Genomic DNA, 19969 nt, shown 5'->3' on the forward strand with positions numbered 1-19969 from the left:
GTCAATTAATCGACCAAGACTCATTGAGCTGTGTCAAAAGACCGGGCCAGGCGGCTCCGTACCATGGGACATCCCTTTTGAAATGTCCTCTGGAGCCCCCATGCACAAGTCCTTGCTCAGCGCTTCCCTCTTTGCCCTCGCGCTCGCAGCCCCACTCGCCCAGGCCCATACCGCCGGCGATATCATCGTTCGCGCCGGTGCCATTACCGTCAATCCAGAGGCCGACAGCGGCAGCGTCAAGGTCGACCGCGGTCCGCTGGCCGGTGCCGACCTGGGCGGCAAGGCGACCATGAGCAGCGACACGCAACTGGGCCTGAACTTCGCCTACATGATCACCGACAACCTGGGTATCGAATTGCTGGCGGCCTCGCCGTTCGAGCACGACGTGAAGATCAAGGGCACCGCCCTGGGCGCTGCCAACAACAAGCTCGGCACGCTCAAGCACCTGCCGCCGACCTTGAGCCTGGTCTACTACCCGCTTGACGCCAAGTCGGCTTTCCAACCTTATGTCGGCGCCGGCATCAACTACACCTGGATCTATGACGAACACGTCGGCAGCGAAGCCAGCGCCAACGGCTTCAGCAACTTTCGCGCGAGCAACAGCTGGGGCATGGCGTGGCAAGTGGGCGCCGACTACATGCTGACCGACAACATCATGATCAACGGCCAGGTGCGCTACATCGACATCGACACCACGGCGTATGTCGACAACAACGCCGTGGCCGGAGGCACCCGGGCCAAGGTGAATGTCGACGTGGATCCATGGATCTACATGGTGGGGTTGGGCTACAAGTTCTAAGCCAAACTCGATAGCGACACAAACAATGTGGGAGCGGGCTTGCTCGCGAAGGCGGAGGGTCAGTCACTTGAATGTGACTGACGGAACGCCTTCGCGAGCAAGCCCGCTCCCACAGTTGTTTCTATTGGCCGCAGATCAGCGGCCCAACAGCCGCGCCAGGCCTACGCTCATCGGCGTCTGCGGTGGGAAGCTGAAGCGCTGCAACAACCGCTGGTTGTCGGCCCGCGAGTGGCGAATGTCACCGGAACGCACCGGGCCGTAGCTGACCGGCGGCAAGTTGCCGATCACCGCCGCCAGCGCCTCGAGCAACTGCTTGAGGGTCGTCGCCTGGTTCCAGCCGACGTTCACCGCGCCCACTTCCACGTCCGGTTTCTCGATGGCTTGCACCAGCAAGTCCACCAGGTCTTCGACGTAGACAAAATCCCGGGTCTGCTCGCCGTCGCCGAACACGGTGATCGGCAGGCCTTTCTGCGCCCGTTCGCTGAAGATGCTGATGACCCCGGAATACGGCGAGGACGGATCCTGGCGCGGGCCATAGATGTTGAAGAAGCGGAACACCACCGGCTCCAGCGCGTGCTGGCGGCGATAGAAATCGAAGTAGAACTCGCTGGCCAGTTTGTCCGAGGCATACGGCGTCAGCGGCGCCTTGGGCGTGTCCTCGTCGATGGACTGGCCTTCGCCGTTGTTGCCATAGACCGCCGCGCTGGAGGCGAACAGCACCCGCTTCACGCCGGCCTGGCGCATGGCCTCACAGACATTCAGCGTGCCGATGAAATTGCTCTGGTGCGTACGCACCGGGTCGTCCACCGAGGCTTGCACCGAGGCCACCGCGGCCAGGTGCGCCACGGCGCTGCAACCGACCATGGCCCGCGCGACCAGGGCGGCATCGGCGACGTCGCCTTCGATCAGCTCGACGGCCGGGTTATCCAGCGGCAGGTTGCTGCGCTTGCCAGTGGACAGGTCATCGAGGATGCGCACCGAATGTCCCTTGGCGAGCAAGGCGTCGGTCAGGTGCGAACCAATGAAACCCGCACCGCCGGTGATTAAAACAGGGCCGTCAGCCATGGCGATAGAACCTATCCAGTAAGCCTGGGAGCGCCGCGCGCCAGGCGCGGGGCTTGATCCCGAAGGTGTGCAGAATTTTCTTGCAGGCCAGCACCGCGTGTTGCGGTTCTTGCGCGGCGTCCGGGCGTGCAGCGTGGGCCTGGGCCGTGGGCGACTCGATCGCCAGCGGATGCAGGGCCCGGGCTTCGGTCAGGATCGCCTGGCCCAGCGCCAGCGGCGTGGTCGCCTCATGCCCGGCGTAATGATAGGTGCCCCACAGCGGCGCTGCGCAATCGAGTTGCTTGAGCACCGAAATGATCACCCGCGCCGCATCGTCCACCGGCGTCGGATTGCCCCGACGGTCGTCGGCCAGCAACAGTTCTTCCGGCTGTTCGGCCCGGGCCAGAAAGCGTCCGAGGATGCCGTCGGCGCTGTCGTCCAGCAACCAGCCGAATCGCAGCAGCACGTGTTGCGGGCAGGTGGCGCGCACGCTTTGTTCGATCCGCCACAACGCCTGACCGCGCAGGCCCAGGGGCACCGGCTCGTCCTTTTCGCTGTAGGCCGTTGCGCGGGAACCGTCGAACACCCGATAGCTCGACGGTTGCAGCAAGATGATGTTGTGGTGCTGGCACAGTTCGGCCAGGCGCTCGACGGCGCGCTCCTGGCTGGTCAGGCGCTGCTCGCTGACAGCCTCGGCCTGGAACCAGTCGAAGTAGTACGCCAGGTTGATCAAGGCGTCCGGCCGGGTGTCGTCGAGCAACTGCGTCAGGCTCGCGGCATCCCAACCGTCTTCAGGTGGGCGGGGGGCAAGAAAACCGATGTCTTCTTCTGCACCGAGGCGAATCAGCGCCTGCCCAAGGGCATTTCCGCCGCCCAGTAACATAAGGCGCATTCGCATAAAGTCAGCAGGCCCAGTCTGTTGGCACAAGAATTTGGTCGACAACGCCCGCAGGCGTTGCCGGAATCGTTGCATTTTGCGGGTTTAGTGCGCAACCGTCATCCGTAATGTGCAGATCCTGGAGGTGGGCTGTCCTTCAGGCCCTCTTCGTCGGATCGCCGCCTGGGCAAGCCCGCTCCTACAGTCGACCGCATTTGGTCTGACGAAACCCGATTAATTGTGGGAGCGGGCTTGCCCGCGAAAGGGCCCTCTCTGTCGACAGAGATCTCAGCCGGTACTTGCATCTTCCCCACCCCACCCGCATAACTGCTCCTATGAATCTGCCCCTTGCAGCCGACCACGCCATGGCGGGCTTTCACCCCGCCGTCCGCGCCTGGTTCAGCCAGACATTCCCGGCGGTCACGGCCGCCCAGGCCCAGGCGTGGCCGTTGATCAGCCAGCGTCGCTCGACCCTGGTGGCCGCGCCCACCGGTTCGGGCAAGACCCTGACGGCGTTTCTCGCGGTGCTCGACGACCTGGTGCACCGCGGCCTCGAACAGGGTGGCTTGCCGGACCAGACCCTGGTGGTCTACGTCTCGCCGCTCAAGGCCTTGAGCAACGACATCCAGATCAACCTGCAAAATCCCCTGGCCGGCATCACCGAACAACTGCGCCAGATGGGCTTGCCGCCCCTGCCCATCACCACCGCCGTGCGCACCGGCGACACGCCGCAGAAAGATCGCACGGCGATGCGCAAGACTGCGCCGCATATCCTGGTGACCACCCCGGAATCGCTCTACGTCCTGCTCGGCTCCGACTCCGGCCGGCAGATGCTCGGCAGCACGCGCACGGTCATCGTCGATGAAATCCACGCCATCGCCGCCAGCAAACGCGGCAGCCACCTGGCCTTGAGCCTGGAACGCCTGCAAGCCCTGTGCGCCGAACCGCTGGTGCGCATCGGCCTGTCCGCCACGCAAAAACCCATCGAAGCGGTGTCGCGCTTTCTGGTGGGTGAAGGCCGTTCGTGTGAAATCGTCGACATCGGCCACGCCCGCCCTCGGGACCTGGACATCGAAGTACCGCCCGTGCCGCTGTCGGCGGTGATGGCCAACGACGTCTGGGAACTGGTCTATAACCGCCTCGCCGAACTGGCGCGGGCGCACCGCACCACCCTGGTGTTCGTCAATACCCGCCGCCTGGCCGAGCGCCTGAGCCGGCACTTGAGCGAGCGCCTGGGCAAGGACGCCGTGGCCGCCCATCACGGCAGCCTGGCGAAAGAGTTTCGCCTCGACGCCGAGCAACGCCTCAAGCGTGGCGAATTGCAGGTGCTGATCGCCACCGCGTCCCTGGAACTGGGCATCGACATTGGCGACGTCGACCTGGTGTGCCAGATCGCCTCGCCCCGCTCGATCTCGGCGTTCCTGCAACGGGTCGGCCGCTCCGGGCACCACGTCGGCGGCACGCCCAAGGGCCGCCTGTTTGCCACCACCCGCGACGACCTCATCGAATGCGTCGCCCTGCTCGACTGCGTGCGCCGGGGTGAACTGGACATCCTGCACATTCCCGAGGCGCCGCTGGACGTGCTGGCCCAACAGATCGTCGCCGAGGTCAGCTGCCAGGAATGGCCGGAACAGGCGCTCCTTGACACATTCCGCCGCGCCTCGCCCTACGCCCAGCTGGACGACGAACACTACCAGGCGCTGCTGCACATGCTCGCCGAAGGCCTCAATGGCCGCCAAGGCGTGCGCAGCGCCTACCTGCACCGCGACGCCGTGACCCGGACCCTGCGCGGGCGCCGGGGCAGCAAGCTGACCGCCGTGACCAGCGGCGGCACCATCCCGGACAACGCCGACTACAGCGTGCTGCTCGAACCCCAGGGGCTGAACATCGGCAGCGTCAACGAAGACTTCGCGGTGGAGAGCATCGCCGGCGACGTGTTCCAGTTGGGCAATACCTCGTACCGCATCATTCGTGTCGAGGCCGGCCGCGTGCGCGTCGAGGACGCCCAGGGCCAGCCGCCGACCATCCCGTTCTGGCTCGGCGAAGCGCCGGGGCGCAGCGCTGAACTGTCCCTGGCCGTGGCTCGCCTGCAAGCACAGCTGGATCAACGGCTCAGCGCCACGCCGGGCAACCTGCAACCGGCCCTCGACTGGCTCACCGACACCTTGGGCCTGAACCTGGCCAGCGCCGAACAACTGCTGGACTACCTGGCTCCGGCGCGCCTGGCCTTCGGCGCGCTGCCGTCCCAGGACACTCTGTTGATGGAGCGTTTCTTCGACGAGTCCGGCGGCACGCAGTTGATCATCCACACGCCGTTCGGCAGCCGCATCAACCGCGCCTGGGGGCTGGCCCTGCGCAAGCGCTTCTGCCGCACCTTCAATTTCGAGCTGCAGGCCGCCGCCAGCGAAGACGCCATCGTGCTGTCGCTGTCCACCAGCCACAGCTTCGAGCTGGACGAGGTCTGGCGCTACCTCAACAGCCACAGCGCCGAGCAGATCCTTGTCCAGGCGGTCCTCGACGCGCCGTTGTTCGGCGTGCGCTGGCGCTGGAACGCCGGCGTGGCCCTGGCCTTGCCGCGCTACACCGGCGGGCGCAAAGTCGCGCCGCAGATCCAGCGAATGAAAAGCGAAGACCTGATCGCCAGCGTCTTCCCCGACCAGATCGCGTGCCTGGAAAACCTGGCCGGTGAGCGGGAAATCCCCCATCACCCGCTGGTGGAACAGACCCTCGACGACTGCCTGCACGAAGCCATGGACAGCGAAGGCTGGCTGGCGCTGCTGCGGCGCATGGAGGCCGGTGAAGTGCGGCTGATCAGTCGTGACCTGCCCGCGCCTTCGCCCCTGGCGGCAGAAATCCTCAGCGCCCGGCCCTACACCTTTCTCGACGACGCGCCGCTGGAAGAACGGCGCACCCAGGCGGTGATCAACCGGCGCTGGAGCGATCCGCACGCCACCGATGACCTCGGTGCCCTGGACGCCGAAGCCATCGAGTCGGTGCGCGAAGAAGCCTGGCCGACCCCGGCCAATCTCGATGAAATGCACGAAGCGCTGATGAGCCTGGCCGGCATTACCGACAGCGAAGCCAGCGCCCACCCGGCCTGGCATGGCTGGTTGCAGACGCTGGCTGAACAGGGACGCGCCAGCCACGTGCAGATCAGCGCCGAACGCGGCCTTTGGGTGGCCCTGGAGCGGCTGACGTGCGCGCAGGCGGTTTATCCACAGGCCCGCTGGCAACCACCGCTGGCGCCCCTGACCGGTTTCGATGAGCCTTGGGAACACGACGATGCCGTGGTGGAGATGCTCCGCGCCCGGCTCAGCGCCTTCGGCCCGCTGCCGCTGACGGCCATCGCCTACCCGCTGGGGCTGTCGACGCCACAGGTCACCCTGGCCCTGGCGCACCTGGAACAGCAAGGCTATGTGCTGCGTGGGCGGTTCACGCCGGGGACCGGTCAGGAAGAATGGTGCGAACGGCATTTGCTGGCGCGTATCCACCGCTACACCGTCAAACGCCTGCGCCGGGAAATCGAACCGGTGAGCTTGCAGGACTTCATGCGTTTTCTGTTCGACTGGCAGCACCTGTCGCCCTCGACCCAAGGCCGTGGCAGCGCCGTACTGCCGTCCATCGTCAGCCAGTTCGAAGGTTATCCGGCGGCCGCTGTGGCCTGGGACAGCGACCTGCTGCCCGCGCGCATCAAGGACTACTCAGCCAACTGGCTCGATGAGCTGTGCCGCAGCGGCAAGGTGGTCTGGACACGCTTGAGCGCGCGGCAGAAGCTCGCCGCCAGCGCCCTGCGCAGCACGCCGGTGGTGCTGTTGCCACGCAGCCAGGTGGCGTTGTGGAGCAGCCTGGCCGAGCAGACGCCCGTCAGCGAGCTGTCGCCCAAGACGCAAAAGGTCCATCAGGCCCTCAGCGACCACGGTGCTTTGTTTTTCGACGAGTTGCTGCACGAAGCCCACCTGTTGCGCACCGAGCTGGAAATGGCCTTGCAGGAACTGGTGGGCGCCGGATTGGTGAATGCCGACAGCTTCGCCGGCTTGCGCGCGTTGATCACCCCCGCCAGCAAGCGTCAGACCCGCAGCAGCCGGCGCGGGCGCGGGGCGTTTGTCGGCGGCATGGACGACGCCGGGCGCTGGGCCCTGCTGCGCCGCAACCCGCCGGCGCCCGCAGAAGGCAAACGGCCCGCGCCCACGCCGCCCGAAACCCTGGAACACATTGCCATGACCCTGCTGCGCCGCTACGGCGTGGTGTTCTGGCGGTTGCTGGAGCGCGAGGCCGACTGGCTGCCGAGCTGGCGTGAGTTGCTGCGCACCTTCCATCGCCTGGAGGCGCGGGGGGAAATCCGCGGAGGACGTTTTGTCAGTGGCCTGGCCGGCGAACAATTCGCCCTGCCCGAGGCGATCCCCCTGCTACGCGAAGTGCGCCGCCGCCCGGCCGACAGCAGCGTGGTTGCCGTGTGTGGCGTGGACCCGCTGAACCTCGCCGGCACCCTACTGCCGGGGGCGAAGGTGCCGGCGCTGGCGAGCAATCGGCTGGTGTATCGCGATGGCGTGCCGGTCGCGGCGCAGGTGGCCGGGAAGGTGCTGTTCTGGGTTGAACTGGAGGCGCAGGCGATGGCTGATATCCGGAGCAAACTCATTCACAAAGGTTGAGGATCGAACGCGCAGCGTGGGAACGATCAGAAAGGTTGAGGGTGTCTGGGCGGGCCTCTTCGCGGGCAAGCCCGCTCCCACAGTTGAAATGTATTCCCCTGTCAGAATGCATTTCCCTGTGAAGATGCATTTCCCTGTGGGAGCGGGCTTGCCCGCGAAGGGGCCATCAGCATCACCCCACGCCGATGCCACTATCGAGGTCGCTCGGGCAACGCTTCCTCTTCCCCGGGCTCTTGCACCAAGCGCTTCGGCAACATCACCTGCTGTGGATAAGTCTGCGCGAAGTGCACCGCCGGATGGTTATCCACAAGCTTCTTCAAGCGTTGGTTGAACGCCCGGCTCACCGCGTACTGCCCACCGGACACCGTACGGAACTGGGCGGTGAGGACCACGCCGTTGAGGTCCATCCGGTCGACGCCGAACACATCCAGCGGCCCTTGCAGGTTGAACTTGAGGAACGGGTCCTCGGAGATCGAACGCCCGGCTTCGCGAATCAGCTCGATGGCCTCCTCGACATCGGTGTCGTAGGTGAACTGCACGGAGAAAAATGCAAAGGCGAATTGCCGCGATTGATTGGTCACGGCCTTGATCTGGCCGAACGGCACCGAATGCACGAAGCCCTTGCCGTCGCGCAGGCGCAGGGTGCGAATGGTCAGGCCCTCGACGGTGCCGGCGTGACCGGAGTCGAGCACCACCCAGTCGCCGATGGACAGCGTGTCCTCGATGATGATGAACAACCCGGTGATGACGTCCTGTACCAATTGCTGTGAACCGAAGCCGATCGCCAGCCCCACGACCCCGGCACCGGCCAGCAACGGCGCGACGTTGATCCCCAGGTTGGCCATGGTGGTGATCGCGCAGATCACCACCAGGATGATTTTCGCCGCGTTGCGCAACAGCGGCAGGATGGTCTTGATCCGCGTGCTGGGCTGGCGGGCGCCACGCTTGTTCAGCGGCGGCTTCAAGGCTTCCTGGATCGCCGTATCGAGCACCACCCACATCAGCCAGGTCACCAGGAAGATCAGGCCGATGCGGCTCAGGGAATCGCTGATCGCCCGCCCCACGGCGTTGCGCGAGGCGAACTCGAACAGCGAGATCCCCCAGATCCGCCCGAGGACTTCAATGAACACCACGGCCAGGACAATTCGCAGCAACGCGTGCAACAGGCTCAGCAGCCGCCCCTTGTAGGCGCTGCTGCGCTGGATGGCCTCGGCCTTGGGCGACTTGAAGACGTGCTGGAACACCGTGCTGAGAAACACCGTCGCAATCAGCAGGATGGTCGTGAACAAGGCACAACGCAGGGCTTTCTGGTTGTCCTCGCCGACGCCGATCAGGCTCACCGCCGACACCAGCACCATCAGCAGGATCGGCCAGTACCAGAGCCCGGAAAAAATCCGCAGCGACTCCTGCAAGGCCGGTTGCTTCAAGCGCTGGGCCAGGGATCGGTTGCGAATCAGGTGGGCCACCGGGCGCCGCAGGCGAATCACCAGCCAGCCAAAGATCATCGACGCCAGCAGGCCGGTGAACACCGCGACGCTGCTGGTGATGTTGCCGCCCAGTTGCCGGGCGATCTGCGGGCTGGTCAAGGCATCGCTGAGGGCGGCGAGAAAGCCGATCATGAACAGCGGCCGGGGGCTCAGGTGCCGGATGATCGCCACCGCCCGGCGCTTGTGCCCGGCGTTGAACATCACGATGACGCACAGCAACACCGAGGTGGAGAAAATGCCGCTGCTGGTGGCGTAGGCAAAGCACAGGGCCAGGGCCCGGCCGACCGAGACCTGCAGGAAGTGACTGACGTACAGGGTCAACGGCAGGCAAAGCAGTGCCGGGACGGTGTAGGGCAACACGTAGCCGAGCACATCCCGGACCCGCTGGCGCGTGCGCAGCCAGCGACCCCCGCCAAGGCGCCGCACCAGTAGCCGCGCGCCCGACCAGAGCACGGCAAACGCGCCGATCCAGACACCCGACAGCAACAGGAAATCCCCCGTCACTCGCCAGGACGAACGGGCCGTCTGGTCCACCAGCCGGTCCACCTCATCCGCCGCCCGATCCGCCCGCAGGCGCCAGGCATCCACCAGACTCTGGTTGAGGTCGAGCTTGTCCTGGACGTCATCGATGCTCGAACTGATGGCGCCGAGCAGGCCGCCCTGGACCAGGGGTTCGGGCTCTGCTGGGGCTTCACTGGGCGCGGCAGTGCCGGGAATGGCGGCTGCGCCGTAGGCGATGCTGCCGGTCAGCGCCAGCAATACCAACAGCAATACACGGCTCAATCGAGACAACACGCGAGGCTCCTTGATGGGAATCGGTAAGGAACTGATCCCTATCGGGCGAGCAAGTTCGCTCCACGGGTCAATACACAACCTTGTGGCCACAGAAAGCCTTGCCGCGTCCACCGGGCACCTGCCCGAAACTTTCTGCCTCGCCCGACAGTCATCAACAAGACACCAGCGGTACGAGGTCAATGGCACGGGAGGGACACATGACGGCGATCCACATTGGTATTTCCGGTTGGCGCTACACGCCTTGGCGGGGGGACTTCTACCCGAAGGGGCTGACTCAAAAACGCGAATTGCAATTCGCCTCGCGAGCGGTCAACAGCATCGAAATCAATGGATCGTTCTACGCCCTGCAACGCCCCGAACGCTATGCCCAGTGGTATGCCGAGACGCCGCCCGGCTTCGTGTTCAGCGTCAAGGCGCCCCGCTTCATCACCCACATCAAGCGCTTGCGCGAGGTGCACAAACCGCTGGCCAACTTCCTCGCCTCCGGCGTGCTGGAGCTCAAGGAGAAACTCGGCCCGATCCTCTGGCAGTTTCCACCGAGCTTCAAATTCGACCCCGAACTGTTCGAGGACTTCCTCAAGCAGCTGCCCCACGACACCGAAGGCGCCGCGACCCTCGCCCGCGAGCACGAACCGCGCCTGGACGGCCACGCCAGCACGACGGCGGATAAAAAACGCCGGTTGCGCCACGCTGTCGAGATCCGCCACGACAGCTTCATCGACCCGCACTTCATCACCCTGCTCCGGCGTTACGACATCGCCCTGGTGATCGCCGACACCGCCGGCAAATGGCCCTATCGCGAGGACGTCACCAGCGACTTCGTCTACCTGCGCCTGCACGGCGCGGAAGAGCTGTACGCCAGCGGCTATACCGACGCAGCGTTGAAGCGCTGGGGCGACCGGATCCAAGCCTGGAGCCACGGCACGCAGCCGGACGACGCGCACCTGATCGACCCGCAGAAGCAACCTCGAGCCCGCAAGAGCCGCGAGGTGTTCTGCTACTTCGACAACGACATCAAGGTCCGCGCGCCCTATGACGCGCGCCACTTGCTGGAGCGCTTCGACCTGGACAAGGACCTCGCCACCGCACCCGGCGTGCGCCCGGCCGAGGGAGTCCTGGCATGAACATTACCCAGTCCACCGAAGCGACCCGCGAGCCCGACCAGGACACCCGCCGGGACCTGGTCCCGACCCAGCGTTTCACCGTGCTGACGGTCAACACCCACAAAGGCTTCACGGCCCTGAACCGCCGCTTCATCCTGCCGGAACTGCGCGAAGCGGTGCGCAGCGTCTCCGCCGACGTGGTGTTCCTGCAGGAGGTCCACGGCACCCACGAACACCATCCCCAGCGTTTCGCCAACTGGCCGAGCATGCCCCAGTACGAATTCCTGGCCGACAGCCTCTGGCCGCAGTTCGCCTATGGGCGCAATGCGGTGTACCCGGCGGGCGACCACGGCAACGCGCTGCTGTCGAAATTCCAGATCGTGCACCATGAAAACCTCGACGTGTCCATCAGCGGCCATGAAAACCGCGGCATGCTCCACAGCGTGTTGCGCCTGCCCAGCGGCGATGGGCCGCAGATCCATGCCATCTGCGTTCACCTGGGGCTGCGCGAAAGCCATCGGGTCGCGCAGTTGAAGCTGCTTTGCCAGCGCTTGAGCGAACTGCCGCCCGAGGCCCCGGTGATCGTCGCCGGCGACTTCAACGACTGGCGTGGCAAGGCCAGTGACTTGCTCGAACCCGCCGGCCTGCGTGAAGTGTTCACCGAACAATGGGGCAAGCCGGCCCGCAGCTTCCCGGCGCGCCTGCCGCTGTTGCGCCTGGACCGCATCTACGTGCGCAACCTCAAGGCCCGTCACGCCCAGGTGCTGAATGTCAGGCCCTGGTCGCACCTTTCAGACCACGCACCGTTGTCGGTGGAGATCGAACTATGAGCGCGACGATGAACAAGGCGACGGTGGAGCAGGTCGAGGCTCCGCCCACCGAGCGCAACCCGGCACTGGTGGACGTCGAATACGGCTGGCACGGCAACAACCGCGTCACCTTGCTGGAGAACGGCGAGGCGTATTTCCCCCGGGTGTTCGAGGCCATCCGCCGGGCCGAGAAGGAAGTGCTCATCGAGACCTTCATCCTGTTCGAGGACAAGGTCGGCAACGAGTTGCGCGACCTGCTGGTGGATGCGGCCCAGCGCGGTGTGCGTGTCACCCTGAGCCTGGACGGCTTCGGCTGCGGCGAGCTGACGCCCAACTTCCTCGCCTCGTTGAGCGATGCCGGCGTGCGCCTGCAGATGTTCGACCCCGCGCCTCTTCACTTGGGCATCCGCACCAACTGGTTCCGCCGCCTGCACCGCAAGGTGGTGGTGATCGACGGGGTGATCGCGTTCATCGGCGGGATCAACTTTTCCGCCGACCACCTGGGCGATTTCGGCCCCGAGGCCAAGCAAGACTATTCGGTGGAAATCAAAGGCCCGGCGGTGGTCGACATCCATCACTTCGCCTTGATGCAGAGCGGTCGTCCGGCCCGGGCCAAATACTGGTGGCAACGGCGCCGCAGCCGGCGCAACGAGTTGGCCTTCAGCGATCATGACGGCCAGGTGCGACTGGTCTATCGCGATAACCATGAGCACCAGACCGACATCGAAGAGGTCTACCTGCAAGTGCTGCGCAGCGCCAAGCGGCGCGTGGTGATCGCCAACGCCTACTTCTTCCCCGGCTACCGGTTGCTGCGCGAGATCCGCAACGCGGCACGGCGCGGGGTGGAGGTGCGGCTGATCCTGCAGGGCCAGCCGGATATGATGATCGCCAAGCTCGCGGCGCGGATGCTCTACAGCTACCTGCTCAAGGCCGGCGTGGTGATCTGCGAATATTGCGAGCGACCGCTGCACGGCAAGGTCGCGCTGGTGGACGAGGACTGGAGCACCGTGGGCTCGAGCAACCTCGACCCCTTGAGCCTGTCGCTGAACCTGGAAGCCAATGTGTTGATCCGCGACCGGGCGTTCAACCGCGAGCTGTTCGAGCGCCTCGACTACCTGATCCGCAACCACTGCACGGTCATGCCCAAGGACCACGCCCCACGTGGCCTGCTGTGGCGCATGACCATCGGTTTCATGGTGTTCCACTTCCTACGCCACTTCCCGTCCTGGGCCGGCTGGCTGCCGGCCCATAAACCGCGTCTGAAACCTTTCTCGCCGCCGACGGCGGTTCGGAGCGAACCCCATGAACCACTCTGAGGCGCACACCGCGCCAGCTGATGCCCAGGTCCGGGACGAGCACAAGCCCGCGTCGCGCTGGAGCCGCTGGAAACGGCCGCTGACCCTGGCGTTCTTCCTGCTGTTGATCGTGCTGTTCACAGCCCTGGCCCGGCGCATCGACTGGTCCGAAGTGTTCGACACCCTGGCCGATTTCAAGGTACGGACGCTGGTCATCGCTGCCGCGTTGACGATCACCAGTTTCATCACCTACGCCTGCTTCGACCTGATCGGACGCACCTACATCCGCCAGAAGCTCGGCTGGCGGCAGATTCTGCCGGTGGGGGTGATCAGCTACGCCTTCAACCTCAACCTCAGCGCCTGGGTCGGCGGCATCGCCATGCGCTATCGGTTGTACTCACGGCTGGGCGTCAGCACAGGGAACATCGCCAAAATCCTCGGGCTGAGCCTGGCGACGAACTGGTTCGGCTACATGACCCTGGCCGGCGTGGTGTTCAGCAGTGGCCTGGTAACCATGCCGCCCGGCTGGAAGCTGAGCAGCACGGCCTTGCAGGGCGTCGGCGTGCTGTTGCTGCTGGTGAGCGCCGGTTACCTGCTGGCCTGCCAGTTCTCCAAGCGCCGGGCCTGGACGATTCGCGGCATGGAAATCAACCTGCCGTCGCTGCGCATGGCCGTGCTGCAACTGGCGCTGGGCGCGTTGAACTGGTCGTTGATGGCGGCGGTGATCTTCACCCTGTTGCCGAGCAAGCTGGAGTACCCGGTGGTGCTCGGCGTGCTGTTGATCAGCAGCATCGCCGGTGTCATCACCCACATTCCGGCGGGGCTCGGGGTGCTGGAGGCGGTGTTCATCGCACTGCTGCAACATGAAGTGTCGCGGGGCAGCCTGCTGGCGGGCCTGATCGCCTACCGGGCGATCTACTTCATCCTGCCGTTGTTGATCACCGTGGTGATGTACCTGCTGATCGAGGCAAAGGCCAAGGCATTGCGGGTCAAGCCTGGGGTGAAGTGAAGCCTTGATTGGGAGGTTGTCTGGCCTGGCCCCTTCGCGAGCAAGCCCGCTCCCACATGAGGTTCGTGGTGAGTGCTGATTTGTGGGCCAGTGAAGACTCCGTGTGGGAGCGGGCTTGCTCGCGAAGGGGCCCGCACAGACACCACACCACTACCGCGCCTGGATAATGCTCAACCGCTCTCCCACCACCATTTCCGTGATCCAGTCCACCAGGATCGAGGTGTAGGCCTGTTGTGACACGGGGTCGCTCAAGGCATGGTCGGCGCCGTCGATGATGCGGTGCGTCAGTGAATGGGTCTGCTGGCACGCCGCACGGTAACTCATGATGGTGGCGTGGGGGACGTGGTCATCGGTCTCCGACTCCACCAGCAACACATCACCGGTGAACTGCGAGCACGCATGCAAGGCGCGGTTGGTGCTGGCGTGCACCAGGGTGCTGCGATAATCCAGCAGGTCGCCTTTGTCCAGGTCGCGCTTGGGCGTGTGCCATTGCTCGTCGCGGTACAGCGCCGGCACCCGCAGGGCCAGCCAGCGCACCGGTCGCAGCGAGGTCAGGATCGAAGCCAGGTAACCGCCGTAGCTGGTGCCCACCACGGCAATCGCCGAGGTATCAAGGGCCGGGTGCGCCAGCAGTCGGTCATAGGCCGCGAGCAAGTCCCGCAGGTTATCTTCCCGGGTGACCCGCGACAGCGGGATTCCCGCCCCGCCGGTATGGCCACGCAAATCGAAGGTCAGGCACACGCAGCCAAGGCCAGCGATGCCCTTGGCCCGCTCCAGGTCGCGCTCCTGGCTCCCGCCCCAGCCGTGCACGAACAGCACGCCGGGGACTTTCGATTTGGGGCTCAGGAACGTCCCGTTCATCCGCTCATCGTCGATTTCGATCTGAATGGTTTCGCTTCTAGCCGTCATAGGATTGAACCGTCACGTATTTGAGAAGGAAGTCGCCATTGTGTGCCGCGCCGCGGTACACCTCCCGAGCGCCCTGTGGCAGCGGCTGGTCGATGTAGGTTTCGACCGAAGACACGTTCACGACGGTGGTCGTGGGGTCGTTGACGAACACCTCCAGCGCCGCCAACTCGGCGCTGCTGGCCCCGCCCATGCGCCAGGACTGCTCCAGCACACCGCCGCGCGGCTGGCCGGCGGCATCGAGGCCCTGGGCGATGTCGTAGTTTCTGCGCGAAGCGAAGAAGTTCGGATAGGCCTGGTTGGCCGCATCGTCAAACACCTGCGCCAGGCGCACCGCCTCGCGCACATCGTCGGGCAACTCCAGCTTGAGCAACTCGATGTAGCCGCCCTGCACCACCAGCAGGTCCGAACCGCCATACACCTCCAACCCCTGACTGTCTTCGGTCAGGTGTTGCACACCGCAATAACTCATGACCTTGCCGTTGATGAAGCTCTGGCCGACGCTCTGGGTCTTGACCTGGCTAAGGTTCTGCTCCAGTACCACGCCGTCGCGAAACAACGCCTGGGCCTCGGGACTGGCGACCACCTCATCGAACTGCGCCAGGCTCTTGATGACCCGTTGATCACGTCCGGCACAGGCATGGATCGGCTTGAGGCGGATCGGCCCGGTGTACAGCAGTTGCTCGGCCGCCGGACGCGCATCCCGCAGGGAAAACACGCTCACGCCATCCAACACGGCGCCTCGGGTCAGCTTGGCGAACAACGGCGACCAGCCTTGGGGCGCCACCGCCTCCTTGTTCAACAGACCATGGGCGATCGCCTTGGTGCAAATGAAATCATGCTCGACGAAGCCGCCCCACAGGTCATCCGGGCCATTGACCCCCAGGCGCTGCGCGGCGTCGCGGCCGATCAGGGTCTGCGTGGGCAGCAGGTACAAACCTCGCTGGCCGGGCTGCTGCTCGTCGTAGCTGCCACCGTATTCGACGCCGAGGATCTGCGCCAGCCAGCGGGCCAGCGCGCGATTGGTTTGCACCTCGTGAAGCGGTGCATGAGGATTGACCGACAGGGCCACTACCGTTTTGTTGCGATTGACCGACGTCATGCGTTGCCCTTTTACCTGCGCTCGATGGCTGTGGGTAACAGGGGTGCAGAGATCAGGCCAACCGCTTGGCGCGGGACTGGCGGCAAGAAAAACAGGGGGGTTACGGCAACGCTGGTGGCACCTGGCCTGTTTCATTCTGCACGACATGGCACCACGATCCGGCGAATTGCACGATACTCTGAATCGGCGCAGCCTCCTTGTGGCGAGGGGATTTATCCCCGCTGGGCTGCGCAGCAGCCCCAAAGAAGTTGGTGCAGACTTGCCAGGCATATCGCAATGTCAGATTGGGGCTGCTTTGCAGCCCAACGGGGATAAATCCCCTCGCCACAATGAATTTGCTACAGCTTTGAAACGCCGGCCGGCCCCACTCCGAACCGCGCCCGATAATCACTCGGCGCCAACCCGGTGATTTTCTTGAACGTCGCCCGGAAAGCCCCCGGGTCCTGGTAGCCGACGGTCCAGGCAATGTGCTCAATGGTGCCATTGGTGAACTCGAGCATCTCCCGGGCTTTGCCAACCCTCAGGTGCTGACAGTATTGCGTAGGCTTGAGCCCGGTAGCGCTGCGAAACCGGCGCAGGAACGTGCGTTCTTCCAGCCCGGCCTGTTCCGCCATCGCCGCCAGGGAGACATCCACCGCGCCGCTGCCTTGTAACCAGTGCTGGACCTTGAGGATCGCTCCATCGCCATGCCCGAGGATGGGCGCAAAGTTACTGCCGCACTCGCTGGCGCTGTCGCTGTGTTCGATCACCAGAAATTGCGCCGTACGTGTGGCGATACTCGGGCCCAGCAAGCGGTTCACCAGGCGCAAGCCCAACTCCGACCAGGCCATCAGCCCGGCAGTGGTGATCAGGTCGCCGTCGTCGACAATCGGTTTATCGGCCTCGAGCCTGATCTTCGGGTAACGCTCGGCGAAGGACTTGGCCGATGTCCAATGGGTGGTGGCGCTGCGTCCATCGAGCAAGCCGCTTTCGGCGAGCAGGATCGAGCCGACACACACACCGCCCAACACCGTGCCACCGGCGTGCTGCGTTCGTAGCCAATCCATCAGCGCCGGGGACACGAGCCCTTCGCTGAAACCGGCAATGGAGGGCGGAATCAGCAATGCGGCCAGCCTATGCGCCGTGCCGCTTTCGCTGGCGAATACCCGCAGCGGTGCCTGGCCGCTCTCCGCCCGCCAATGGCTCACCAGCAACCGTGGCAACTGCGCGCCGCCCTGCTCGGCCGCAATCCGCTGCGCGACGCCGAACAGATCGGTCAAACCGTGCACCGCCGCCAGTTGGGCGCCGGGGTAAATCAGCACCCCAAGCTCGGCGACCACCCTTTCCTGCGTCATTGTCAGTTTTCCCTCGCTTATTGTCGTTGCGGCCAATCCTCGAATCGACGGCAAACGCCAATACTGGCTTCACCCCTCATTGATCCAAGGAAATCCTCATGTCCAAGCAAGCGCTCGTCGTAGTCGATATCCAGAACGACTACTTCCCCCAGGGAAAATGGCCATTGGTCGGTGCCGACAGCGCCGCCGACAAAGCCGCACGGCTGATCGAAGCCTTTCGCCGGAGCGGGGACCGCGTGGTGCACATCCGCCACGAATTCACCTCCGAGGAGGCGCCGTTCTTCACCCCGGGCTCCGAAGGTGCTCAACTGCACCCCAAGGTACGCAATCGCGACGATGAACCGGTGGTGCTCAAGCATTTCGTCAACGCGTTTCGCGACACCGAACTGAAGGCCATCCTCGAACGCGACGGCATCGAACAACTGGTCATCGTCGGCAGCATGAGCCATATGTGCATCGATGGTGCCGCCCGGGCTGCGGCAGACCTGGGCTACGGCGTTACGGTGATCCACGACGCCTGCGCGACCCTGGACCTGGAATTCAACGGCGTCGTCGTGCCCGCCGCCCAGGTGCACGCAGCGTTCATGGCAGCGCTGGGCTTTGCCTATGCGAACGTGGTGAGCACGGAGCATTTCCTGACGGGTAGCCACTCCTGAAAACCTGCGGTCATAAAAAACCGCGCTTCGGGAAACCGAAGCGCGGTCTTGTTTTTAGCGGACAGCCGCTTAGAACGGAATATCGTCGTCGAAGCTGTCGAAATCCGGGGCCGGTTGCGGCGCGGCCTGTTGCGGGGCTGGACGCTCGCGTTGTGGCTGTGGCGCCGCCTGTGGGCGAGGTGCCTGCTGACGGGGGGCCGACTGCTGGTAGTTGTTGCCACCTTGCTGGTCACCCTGTGGACGGCCGCCCAGCAGTTGCATGGTGCCTTGCATGTCCACCACGATTTCGGTGGTGTAGCGCTTGATGCCGTCTTTTTCCCACTCGCGGGTCTGCAGCTTGCCTTCGATGTACACCTGCGAACCCTTGCGCAGGTATTCGCCGGCGATCTCCGCCACTTTGCCGAACATCGACACGCGGTGCCATTCGGTCTTCTCGACCTTCTGGCCGGTCTGCTTGTCGGTCCACTGTTCGCTGGTCGCCAGACTCAGGTTGGTCACGGCGTTGCCGTTCGGCAGGTAGCGAACTTCGGGATCCTGGCCGCAAGTACCGACCAATATGACTTTGTTAACCCCACGGGCCATAACGTTCTCCTAGGCTTCGCACGTGGTCGGGGCCGGGTTGTTCACCAGGCGCTCGAGCGTCGCACGATCCAATAATTCGGTGTCCAGTTTGATGTAAACGGCCGCTTCGTCGGCGACCACCACTGCATCGGTTACTCCAACGACGGCCTTGAGGCGCTCGGTCAGGCCTGCTTCGCGGATGGCTTCGGGCGACAACGGCAAGCGCAGGCTCGTCACATACGGAGGTTCGCGCATGGTAACAGCAAAGACCAGCCAAAGTGCAGCCAGTGCGGCACATCCCAGGAAGACAACCGACAAACCGCCGTGCTGGAACAGCCAACCGCCGAGAATCCCGCCCAACGCCGAACCGAGGAACTGGCTGGTGGAATAGACCCCCATGGCCGTGCCTTTGCCACCGGCCGGTGAAACCTTGCTGATCAGCGACGGCAGCGACGCTTCCAACAGATTGAACGCGGTGAAGAACACCACCGTACCGATCACCAGCGCCCGCAGGCTGTCGCCGAACTGCCAGAAGAATAGCTCAGTGAGCATCAGCGTCAGGACGGCACCGAGTAAAACTCGTTTCATTTTGCGTCGCTTCTCGCCGTAGATGATGAACGGGATCATCGCGAAAAACGAAATCAGCAGCGCCGTGAGATAGACCCACCAATGCTGTTCCTTGGGCAAGCCGGCCTTCTCGACCAGCGCCAGCGGCAAGGCCACGAAGCTGGACATCAGCATGGCGTGGAGCACGAAAATACCCAGGTCCAGGCGCAGCAGGTCCGGGTGCTTGAGCGTCGGGATCAGCGCCTGGCGCGCCACCCCGGATTCACGGTGCTGCAACGGCCCGGTGGCTCGCGGCACCATGAAGGCGACGATCAGGATGCCCAACAACGCCATGCCGCCGGTGGCCAGGAACAGGCCCGACAGGCCAAACGCCCGGGTCAGCAACGGCCCCACGACCATCGCGACGGCGAACGACAGGCCGATCGTCATGCCGATCATGGCCATGGCCTTGGTCCGATGCTGTTCGCGGGTCAGGTCCGATAGCAATGCCATGACGGCCGCCGAAATCGCCCCGGCGCCTTGCAGGATCCGTCCGGCGATCACGCCCCAGATCGAATCGGCGCCGGCCGCCAGCACACTGCCGAGGGCGAAGACGATCAACCCCAGGTAAATCACCGGACGCCGGCCAATGCGGTCGGAAATGATCCCGAACGGGATCTGGAAAATCGCCTGGGTCAGGCCATAGGCGCCAATCGCCAGCCCGATGAGGGCCGGGGTCGCGCCCGCCAGGTCCATGCCATAGGTCGCCAGCACCGGCAACACCATGAACATGCCCAGCATGCGAAAGGCGAACACCAGGGCAAGGCCGCTTGCTGCGCGGGTCTCGCCGCCACTCATGCGTTCGCTGTGGGGATCGTGCATGGAAAAACCTCATGTGAACCGGCGGCGATTCTACCAGTCCCATCGATTGAGGGGGTATATGGCGACGGTTTGCCGCGCAGTCTTCATGTATGGTGTAAAACTCACTTCCGATAGT

The 19969-nt window shown here is 64.6% G+C and carries 15 protein-coding genes; 7 read left to right on the plus strand and 8 right to left on the minus strand.

Annotated elements, in window-relative coordinates; all coding sequences use genetic code 11:
• Nucleotides 1-100: 100 nt before the first annotated feature.
• Complete coding sequence (locus KI241_RS24205; protein WP_042729456.1) at nt 101-799, plus strand: OmpW family outer membrane protein; 699 nt, start codon at nt 101-103, stop codon at nt 797-799.
• Nucleotides 800-934: 135 nt separating this feature from the next.
• On the opposite strand, the gene KI241_RS24210 is transcribed toward KI241_RS24205, so the two are convergent.
• Nucleotides 935-1864 (minus strand): NAD-dependent epimerase/dehydratase family protein, encoded by a 930-nt coding sequence (locus KI241_RS24210; RefSeq protein WP_042729457.1) that lies wholly within the window; start codon nt 1862-1864, stop codon nt 935-937.
• Entirely contained in the window at nt 1857-2741 is an 885-nt protein-coding gene (locus tag KI241_RS24215; RefSeq protein WP_042729460.1) for a sugar nucleotide-binding protein, read from the minus strand. The genes KI241_RS24210 and KI241_RS24215 overlap by 8 nt, the downstream gene beginning before the upstream one ends.
• 314 nt (nt 2742-3055) lie before the next feature.
• Here KI241_RS24215 and KI241_RS24220 point away from each other — a divergent pair, with 314 nt between their 5' ends.
• A complete protein-coding gene (locus tag KI241_RS24220) occupies nt 3056-7369 on the plus strand; it encodes a DEAD/DEAH box helicase (RefSeq protein WP_212803080.1) in 4314 nt (1437 codons plus the stop codon).
• 191 nt (nt 7370-7560) lie between these two features.
• Here the strand turns inward: KI241_RS24220 and KI241_RS24225 are convergent, their stop codons facing one another.
• Nucleotides 7561-9648, minus strand: coding sequence for a mechanosensitive ion channel family protein (locus KI241_RS24225; RefSeq protein WP_042729461.1), 2088 nt, complete (start codon nt 9646-9648; stop codon nt 7561-7563).
• A 200-nt stretch (nt 9649-9848) separates the two neighbouring features.
• Between KI241_RS24225 and KI241_RS24230 the strand changes: the two genes are divergently transcribed.
• The 4 genes from KI241_RS24230 to KI241_RS24245 are packed head-to-tail and all read left to right on the plus strand — an operon-like array spanning nt 9849 to nt 13867.
• Nucleotides 9849-10775 (plus strand): DUF72 domain-containing protein, encoded by a 927-nt coding sequence (locus KI241_RS24230; protein WP_042729459.1) that lies wholly within the window; start codon nt 9849-9851, stop codon nt 10773-10775.
• Nucleotides 10772-11584, plus strand: coding sequence for an endonuclease/exonuclease/phosphatase family protein (locus tag KI241_RS24235; protein ID WP_053144071.1), 813 nt, complete (start codon nt 10772-10774; stop codon nt 11582-11584). The genes KI241_RS24230 and KI241_RS24235 overlap by 4 nt, the downstream gene beginning before the upstream one ends.
• Nucleotides 11581-12879, plus strand: a complete 1299-nt coding sequence (clsB, locus tag KI241_RS24240) for a cardiolipin synthase ClsB (protein ID WP_047736374.1) — start codon at nt 11581-11583, stop codon at nt 12877-12879. The genes KI241_RS24235 and clsB overlap by 4 nt, the downstream gene beginning before the upstream one ends.
• Complete coding sequence (locus KI241_RS24245; protein ID WP_042732723.1) at nt 12866-13867, plus strand: lysylphosphatidylglycerol synthase domain-containing protein; 1002 nt, start codon at nt 12866-12868, stop codon at nt 13865-13867. The genes clsB and KI241_RS24245 overlap by 14 nt, the downstream gene beginning before the upstream one ends.
• 150 nt (nt 13868-14017) lie before the next feature.
• Here KI241_RS24245 and KI241_RS24250 read toward each other — a convergent pair whose 3' ends face one another.
• The 3 genes from KI241_RS24250 to KI241_RS24260 all read right to left on the minus strand — a co-directional run bounded on the left by KI241_RS24250 (nt 14018) and on the right by KI241_RS24260 (nt 17209).
• Nucleotides 14018-14776, minus strand: coding sequence for an alpha/beta fold hydrolase (locus KI241_RS24250; protein ID WP_042732722.1), 759 nt, complete (start codon nt 14774-14776; stop codon nt 14018-14020).
• On the minus strand, nt 14766-15875 hold the full coding sequence (locus KI241_RS24255) for a DUF3182 family protein (protein ID WP_047736377.1): 1110 nt from the start codon (nt 15873-15875) through the stop codon (nt 14766-14768). Before KI241_RS24255 ends, KI241_RS24250 begins: the two co-directional genes overlap by 11 nt.
• A gap of 338 nt (nt 15876-16213) precedes the next feature.
• A complete protein-coding gene (locus tag KI241_RS24260; RefSeq protein WP_212803081.1) occupies nt 16214-17209 on the minus strand; it encodes a GlxA family transcriptional regulator in 996 nt (331 codons plus the stop codon).
• Nucleotides 17210-17307: 98 nt separating this feature from the next.
• On the opposite strand from KI241_RS24260, the gene KI241_RS24265 reads away from it, so the two are divergent.
• Nucleotides 17308-17865, plus strand: a complete 558-nt coding sequence (locus tag KI241_RS24265) for a cysteine hydrolase family protein (protein WP_212803082.1) — start codon at nt 17308-17310, stop codon at nt 17863-17865.
• 69 nt (nt 17866-17934) lie between these two features.
• On the opposite strand, the gene KI241_RS24270 is transcribed toward KI241_RS24265, so the two are convergent.
• Nucleotides 17935-18447: a single-stranded DNA-binding protein gene (locus tag KI241_RS24270; protein ID WP_042729629.1), complete on the minus strand. Its 513-nt coding sequence runs from the start codon at nt 18445-18447 to the stop codon at nt 17935-17937.
• 9 nt (nt 18448-18456) lie between these two features.
• The gene (locus tag KI241_RS24275) at nt 18457-19854 is read right to left on the minus strand and encodes an MFS transporter (RefSeq protein ID WP_042729628.1); all 1398 of its coding nucleotides are present in this window, start codon (nt 19852-19854) and stop codon (nt 18457-18459) included.
• Nucleotides 19855-19969 lie beyond the last annotated feature (115 nt).

Origin of the sequence: Pseudomonas sp. Cab53, from assembly GCF_018325965.1 — a bacterium.
GTDB lineage: Bacteria > Pseudomonadota > Gammaproteobacteria > Pseudomonadales > Pseudomonadaceae > Aquipseudomonas > Aquipseudomonas chlororaphis_E.